Annotated in this window: 8 protein-coding genes; 3 read left to right on the forward strand and 5 right to left on the reverse strand. The window is 78.0% G+C overall.

Features of this window, described 5'->3' with window-relative positions; translation table 11 throughout:
* Positions 1-52: 52 nt before the first annotated feature.
* Entirely contained in the window at positions 53-991 is a 939-nt protein-coding gene (locus tag HLB09_RS11105; RefSeq protein ID WP_171203438.1) for a diguanylate cyclase domain-containing protein, read from the reverse strand.
* Positions 992-1,116: 125 nt separating this feature from the next.
* Between HLB09_RS11105 and HLB09_RS11110 the strand changes: the two genes are divergently transcribed.
* Positions 1,117-2,922, forward strand: a complete 1,806-nt coding sequence (locus HLB09_RS11110) for a GAF domain-containing SpoIIE family protein phosphatase (protein WP_171203439.1) — start codon at positions 1,117-1,119, stop codon at positions 2,920-2,922.
* 70 nt (positions 2,923-2,992) lie between these two features.
* On the opposite strand, the gene HLB09_RS19380 is transcribed toward HLB09_RS11110, so the two are convergent.
* The 4 genes from HLB09_RS19380 to HLB09_RS11125 all read right to left on the reverse strand — a co-directional run bounded on the left by HLB09_RS19380 (position 2,993) and on the right by HLB09_RS11125 (position 5,597).
* On the reverse strand, positions 2,993-3,313 hold the full coding sequence (locus tag HLB09_RS19380) for a glycoside hydrolase family protein (RefSeq protein ID WP_281359383.1): 321 nt from the start codon (positions 3,311-3,313) through the stop codon (positions 2,993-2,995).
* Positions 3,310-4,293 (reverse strand): family 43 glycosylhydrolase, encoded by a 984-nt coding sequence (locus HLB09_RS19385; protein WP_281359381.1) that lies wholly within the window; start codon positions 4,291-4,293, stop codon positions 3,310-3,312. Before HLB09_RS19385 ends, HLB09_RS19380 begins: the two co-directional genes overlap by 4 nt.
* Before the next feature lie 90 nt (positions 4,294-4,383).
* The gene (locus tag HLB09_RS11120) at positions 4,384-5,049 is read right to left on the reverse strand and encodes an Asp23/Gls24 family envelope stress response protein (protein ID WP_171203441.1); all 666 of its coding nucleotides are present in this window, start codon (positions 5,047-5,049) and stop codon (positions 4,384-4,386) included.
* A complete protein-coding gene (locus HLB09_RS11125) occupies positions 5,046-5,597 on the reverse strand; it encodes an RNA polymerase sigma factor (protein ID WP_171203442.1) in 552 nt (183 codons plus the stop codon). The genes HLB09_RS11120 and HLB09_RS11125 overlap by 4 nt, the downstream gene beginning before the upstream one ends.
* Positions 5,598-5,794: 197 nt before the next feature.
* Here HLB09_RS11125 and HLB09_RS11130 point away from each other — a divergent pair, with 197 nt between their 5' ends.
* Positions 5,795-6,268, forward strand: a complete 474-nt coding sequence (locus HLB09_RS11130) for an Asp23/Gls24 family envelope stress response protein (protein ID WP_171203443.1) — start codon at positions 5,795-5,797, stop codon at positions 6,266-6,268.
* Positions 6,265-6,627 (forward strand): hypothetical protein, encoded by a 363-nt coding sequence (locus tag HLB09_RS11135; protein ID WP_171203444.1) that lies wholly within the window; start codon positions 6,265-6,267, stop codon positions 6,625-6,627. The genes HLB09_RS11130 and HLB09_RS11135 overlap by 4 nt, the downstream gene beginning before the upstream one ends.
* Positions 6,628-6,648: the final 21 nt, after the last annotated feature.

Here is a 6,648-nt window from a genome sequence, read left to right on the forward strand (position 1 = left end):
CGGCGCGGGTGTCGGCGCGGGTGGTCGGCGCGGGTGGTCGGCGGGCGGGGCGTCAGCGCGGGTCCGGCACCCGACGGCGCTCCCGGCGCCGGCTCTTGATGCCGTACATGTGGCGGTCCGCCGCGGCGAGCAGCCGCTCGGGGTCGTCGCCGGGCGCGCCGAGCGCCGCGCCGACGCTCGCCCCGAGGAGCACGCAGCCGTGCGCCGTCTCGAAGGGGCGGGCGAGCGCGGCGTCGACGGCCTCGCGCAGCGCGGACAGCCGCCCCGCGCCCCCGCGCCGCAGGAGGACGACGAACTCGTCGCCGCCGAGGCGCGCGACGACGTCGTCGGCGTCGGTGACGGCGCGCAGCCGCGCGGCCACCTCGACGAGCAGCTGGTCGCCGACGTCGTGGCCGTGGGTGTCGTTGGCCGCCTTGAAGCGGTCGAGGTCGCAGAAGAGGACGCCGGTGCCCACGGCTCCGGACCGCAGCTCGGCGGCGAGCGCCGCGAGCAGCGCCGTCCGGTTCCGCAGACCCGTCAGCGGGTCGCTCGCCGCCGCCTCGCGCAGGCGCGCCTCCTCGCGGCGCTGCTCCGTGACGTCGACGCCGACGCAGGCCACGCCCGTCGCCCGGCCCTGCTCGTCGCGGAGGACGCTCGTCAGCAGCGACACGCGGCGCACGCCGCCCCACCGGTCGAGCCAGTCGCCCTCCTGGGCGTCCGCGACCCCGGTGCGGACGGCGTCCTCGACGAACTCCCGGGCGAGCGCCGCCTCGTGCGGCACGGCGAGCACCTCGTAGAAGCTGCGGCCGAGGACCTCCTCGGCCCGCCAGCCGGTCGAGCGCTCGAGCGCGGGGTTGAACAGGAGGATGCGCCCGTCACCGGCGATGACGCAGACGAGCGCGGGCGTGCTCGCCACGAGCGCCTGCTCGAGCGCGTGCGCGCCCGCCGCCGTCGTCACCGGCCGCGGCCCGGCGCGGTGCCCGGACGGCGACGCTGCTGCCCCCGCGTCCATGCCCGTCTCCTCGGCACCCGACGACCTCGGCGGTACCACAGGACGGGCGCGTCACCGCCCCGGGTGCGCCCGTCCGGGGAGGGGCGGGGCCGCGCGGGGCCCGCGGCGCACGGCATGATCGCCCGGTGACGGACGACGCCGGCGCGGGCCTCCCGGAGCGCGCCCCCCTCCCCGGGGGCGCCGACGCGTCGTTCGACCGCTACGCCCGCCTCGTGCGCACCCAGCTCGGCGTCCCCACGGCCCTGGTCTCCCTCGTCACGCGCGACGGGCAGGCCTTCCCGGGCGCCCTCGGCCTGCCGCTGCCGTGGCAGGAGGAGCGCTCCACGCCCCTGACCCACTCGGTGTGCCAGCACGTCGTGCGGACCCGCGCGGCCTTCGCCTGCGAGGACGTCCGCGAGCTCCCGGAGCTCCCCGGGTCCCTCGCCACGGACGACCTGGGCGTCGTCGCCTACGCCGGCCACCCGCTGCGGGACGCCGACGGGGTGGTCGTGGGCTCCCTGTGCGCCGTCGACGGCGTGCCGCGGCGCTGGAGCGAGGACGACCTCCAGGTGCTGGCCGACCTGGCCGGCTCGTGCTCCTCCGAGATCGCCCTGCGCCAGCTGCGCGAGCGCGCGGACGCGGCCCTGCGCGCCTCCGAGGGCAGCCGGCGCCTCGCCGACGCCGCCGAGCGGCGCTCGCGCCTCCTGCTCGCCCTCTCCGAGGGCCTCGCGCGCACGTCCACCGCCGACGACGTCGTGCGCGCCGTCGCCCCGCTGGCGCGCGAGGAGCTCGGCGCCGCCTCCGCCCACCTCCACGTCCTCGCCGGCACCCGCCAGCGCCTCCTGGCGGTGGAGCCGGACGCCGACCCCTCCGACCCGCCGCTCGAGCGCCGGGTCGACGCCCGCGACGCCGTCGGCGCGGCCGTGCGGGGGCGCACGACGGTCGTCGCCGAGGACCGCACCGCCCTGCTCGCGGAGCACCCCGCGACGGACCTCGGCGCGGGCGCGGGGGGCGGGACGACGGTGGTCGTCCCGCTGCAGGTCGCCGGGAGGGTGCTCGGCGCGCTGGCGCTCACCTGGACCGGCAGCGGACGACCCGACGCCGCGGCCCTCGGCGTCGTCACGGCCACGGCCGGCTACGTCGGTCAGGCGGTCGCCCGCGCCCAGCTGCTCGCGGAGCAGCGCTCGACGGCCACCCTCCTGCAGGAGGCGATGCTCACCGAGCTCCCGCAGCCCGACCACCTCCAGCTCGTGGCCCGCTACGTGCCCGCCGCCAGGGACGCCGAGGTGGGCGGCGACTGGTACGACGCCCTGGTCACCCCCGACGGGGCGACGCACGTCGTCATCGGCGACGTCGTGGGCCACGACATGCGCGCCGCCGCGGCCATGGGCCAGCTGCGGTCGCTCCTGCGGACGATGGTGTGGGCGCAGCAGGAGCCCCCGAGCCACGTGCTCTCCCTGGTGGACGAGGCGATGCGCGGCCTCCACGTGCCGTGCCTCGCCACCTGCGTGCTGGCTCGCGTCGAGCAGGGCGCCGACGACGCCGCCGCGGGCGTCCGCCGGCTGCGCTGGTCGAGCGCGGGCCACCTGCCCCCGCTCCTCCTCGGGCCGGACGGCACGGCGCACCAGCTCCCCGGCAGCGGCGACCTGCTGCTCGGCGTGCGCACGGGTACCCCGCGGCACGACCACGAGGCGGTGCTCGAGCCCGGGTCCACGCTGCTGCTGTCCACGGACGGGCTCGTCGAGCGGCGCGACCGGTCGCTGCTCGACGGCGTCGACGCGCTCCGCCGCTCGCTCGAGCGGCACGGGGGGCTCCCGTTGGACCAGCTCGCGGACGCCCTCCTCGACGACCTCGTGGGCGGGCACGGCGAGGACGACGTCGCCCTGCTCGCGCTGCGCGCCCACCCCGAGGACCGGCCCCGCCCCGCCGAGGCGGGCCCCGGCCACCTCTGAGGCGTCGCGCTCCTCGCGGCGGTGCCCGCGGTCCCCCTCGGAGCGGGGCTCGCCCACCCTCCCCCGGGCCTCAGCCCTCGTCGGGGCCGGCCGGGAAGACGGGCCAGCCGTCCTCCCACTCCACCTCGCGCACCTGCATGCGGATCGTGCCGCCGGTCGCGGCGTCGTAGTAGTGGTGGACGCCGTAGAGCAGGCCGCGGTCCTCGAGGACGTCGAGCGCGCCGGGGCCGACCTGGTCGCCGCGGTCGTCGAGGAGCACCGTGCCCCCGCCCTCGCGCATCGGGACGCCGTCGCGGTCGACGAAGGGGCCGTCGGGCGAGGTCGAGCGCCCCACCACGGTCCGGTACGTGCTGTCGACCCCCTGGCAGCAGAAGTCCCACGCCGCGGTCAGGTACCAGTACCCGCCCCGCTCGAAGACCTGGGGTTCTCGATGGGGTTGGGCGGGTCCTCGGGGTGGCGCGCCAGGTTCTCGACCGGCCCGACGGGCTCGGTCATGCCCGCGAGGTCGACGACCTGGATGCCCGTCCAGAAGGAGCCGAAGGCCATGCGCCACTGCCCCCGCCCGTCCTCGTAGACCATCGGGTCGATGGCGTTGTAGGGATCGCGCGGCCCGCTGGTGAGGACGGGCCCGCTGTCGACCCAGCTGTCGAGGTCGCCCGGCGTGCGCGTGCTGGCGTGCCCGATGCCCGAGGTGTTCGTGCCGAAGGACGAGGCGCTGTAGTAGAGGTGGAAGACGCCGTCGCGCTCGACGACGTGCGGCGCCCACAGGTGCGCGACGCCGTACTCCCGCGTCCAGGCCGGGAGCCCGATCGCGCCGAGCGACTCCCACGGGCCGGCGAGAGAGCCCTGGGAGCGGTGGGCGAAGACGCCCCCGGGGTCGTCGGGATCGGCCGCGCCCGTGGAGAAGACGTAGTAGGTGCCGTCGTCCTCGAAGAGGGTCGGGTCGTGGACGGGGTCGTCGACGACGCCGGGGACGTAGTCGCCCACGTCCCCCGTCATGGCGAGGGCTCCGCGCGGCGGCTGCTCGCTGCCGGGGCGCCCGACGTCCGACCGGGCGGCGGCCGACCGGACCGCCCCGAGCTCGCGCGGGGACAGCACGCCCTCGCGGCGCAGGTCGGAGAGCTCGGCGACGACGTGGCGCTGGAACGAGGCCCGGTCGGCCCAGCCGCCCTCGACCTGGAGGGCGTCGGAGACGCGCGCGCCGCTCTCGAGGACCCGGTCGGGGACACCGGTGTCCACGCCGCCCACCACGACGGTCGGCTCGGCCCCCGGTGCGGGCGGAGGGGCCGAGCCGGCGGCCGCGCCGGCGGGCAGCAGCAGGACGGCGGCCGCGAGCGCGGCGACGGCGGGACGGCGGGCACGAGGGCTCATGGCAGTTCCTCCGGGTCGCTTACATCGTTGTAAAGCGTGTCCAGGATGAGTCGGTCCGACCTCCTGGTCAACCCCCCGCAGCCCGCCCGCTCAGGCGACGACGACGTCGTGCACGTAGATGTCGACCTGCGCGCCCCCGCGGCCGGTGAGGCCGACGAGCTCGCGGGCGACCCGGGCGCGGACGTCGTCGGCCACGGCGGGGATGGGGCGGCTCAGGTCGGTCACCACGGCGAGGGCGACGACGACCAGCCGGTCGGCGACCCCGACCGCGCCCGCCCCGCCCTCCGCCCCGCCCTCCGGCTCGCCCACCAGCTCGGCGCGCGTGTCCCGCGCCAGGACGGCGGCGACCCCGACGGCACGGCGGGCGGCCTCCTCCGCGATGCGCGCGATGACCGCGGCGCTCACGCGCGTGGTGCCCCGCTCGTCCGGCAGCACGAGGTGCAGCGGCTCCCGGCCGAGCCGGCGCACCGCGGCCATGACGGAGGCGACGAGGTCCGGCGGCGGGGGCTCCTCCTGACGGGCCATCTGACGCACCGGCTCCCACAGCTCCTCGGCCCGGGACAGCACGGCCCGGCAGTGCACGCACGTGCCGGCGTGGTCCGCGAGGTCCGGCGGCGCGGGCTCGCCGGAGGCGACGTCGAGCAGCGCGTCGGTCGGCGTGCCGCAGGGCTGGGCGTCGCGGTCGAGGTCCGGCTCGACGTCGGCCCCCGGGCCGCCGCCGGCGCGGCCGCCCGCCGCGGGGTCGTGCTCGCTCATGCCCACTCCCCCATCTCGCGCATCAGGGCCCGGCGCGCCCGGGCGGCGCGCCCGCGGACGGCGTCGGGCGTGGTCTCGAGCACCTCCGCGGCCTCGGCGTGCTCGAGGTCCATGAAGGCCGTGAGCACGAGCGCCGCCCGCTGGTCCTCGGGCAGGGCCCGCACCGCGCGCCTCACCGCATCCTCGCGCACCCGCTGCTCGACGAGGGCGTCCGTCCGGTCGGTCGCCGGGCGGTCGACGTCCTGCTCGACCGGCAGCGGTCTCCGGGCGCGCCGCCGCTGCTGGTCGATGCTCTCGCGCACGACGATCCGGTAGAGCCACGTGGAGAACGCCGCGCGGTCGTCGAAGCGGGGCAGGCCCGTCCACGCCTTGACGAAGGCCTCCTGGACGACGTCGGCGGCCTCGTGCCGGTCCCCCAGCATGCGCACCGCCAGGGTGTGCGCCCGGGTCTGGTGGCGCCGCACCAGCTCCTCGAAGGCCCCGCTGTAGCCCTCGCGCGCCAGGGCGACGAGGGCCGCGTCGCCCTGCGCCGTGCCGTTGGCGTCCACCGGGAGAGTCGTAGCGGAGACCGCGACCGGCCGCCCGTCGAGGGCTGTCGCACCTCGTCGGCAGCCCCTCTGCGATGTGACGCAGATCACACGACCGGCCGCGTGCGCTCCACCGTGCGGGCGTCGTCCAACCTTGTACGAGCGGCTCGAGAGACGGGCCGCCACACCGGGCCCGGACGGGCCGGAAGGGAACGACGATGAGCCAGTCGACGTCCACGACCAGCAGCCAGGCCGCCCAGCACGGGTCGTCCTCCGGGTCGGGGTCGGAGCTGACGACCTCGCAGGGCCGGACGTCCATCGCGGACCAGGTCGTGTCGAAGATCGCGGGCGTCGCCGTCCGCGACGTCGCCGGCGTCCACGCCCTCGGCGGCGGGGCGGCGCGCGCCTTCGGCCAGATCCGCGAGCGCATCCCGGGCGCCTCGACCAACGTGTCGCAGGGCGTGTCCGTCGAGGTCGGTGAGCGCCAGGCCGCCGTCGACGTGACCATCGTGGCCGAGTACGGCGCCAGCATCGCCGACGTCGCCCGCGGCGTCCGCCGCAACGTCATCTCCGCCGTCGAGGGCATGACGGGCCTCGAGGTCACCGAGGTCAACGTCGAGGTCACCGACATCCACATCCCGGGCCAGGACGACGACGAGGACGGGGAGGAGAAGTCCTCCCGCGTCCAGTGACGGCGGCCCCCGCCGGCGAGCCGCGCCCCGGGACGGCGCCCGTCCGGGAGGCCCCCGTCGAGGAGCCGACCGACGCCGACCGCGTCCGGGCCGCGGTCCTCGCCGCGCCCGGCGTCGTCGACCTCCACGGCGGGCCGCTCGGCGAGGTGGGCACGTACCTGCCCGGCCGCCGGGTGGCCGGCGTCCGCCTCGGGGACGGCTCCCGCCCCACCGAGGTCCACGTCGTGGCGTCCACCGCGGCGCCCCTCGCGCAGACCGCGGCCGCCGTCCACGCGGCCCTCGCGCCGCTGGCGGCCCTGACGGGCCCCGTGCACGTCGTCGTCGGCGACGTCGCCCCGCCCGGCGGGTCCGTCGGCTGACCCGCCGCCCCCACCGGCCCC

This window comes from Pseudokineococcus marinus (assembly GCF_013004605.1).
GTDB lineage: Bacteria > Actinomycetota > Actinomycetes > Actinomycetales > Quadrisphaeraceae > Pseudokineococcus > Pseudokineococcus marinus.

Excerpts from the sequence above, each read along its gene's own strand:
- HLB09_RS11120 (WP_171203441.1), bottom strand. The coding sequence starts at position 5,049 with ATGAGCGAGCACGACCCCGCGGCGGGCGGCCGCGCCGGCGGCGGCCCG.
- HLB09_RS19385 (WP_281359381.1), bottom strand. The coding sequence starts at position 4,293 with ATGAGCCCTCGTGCCCGCCGTCCCGCCGTCGCCGCGCTCGCGGCCGCC.
- HLB09_RS11130 (WP_171203443.1), top strand. The coding sequence starts at position 5,795 with ATGAGCCAGTCGACGTCCACGACCAGCAGCCAGGCCGCCCAGCACGGG.
- HLB09_RS11105 (WP_171203438.1), bottom strand. The coding sequence starts at position 991 with ATGGACGCGGGGGCAGCAGCGTCGCCGTCCGGGCACCGCGCCGGGCCG.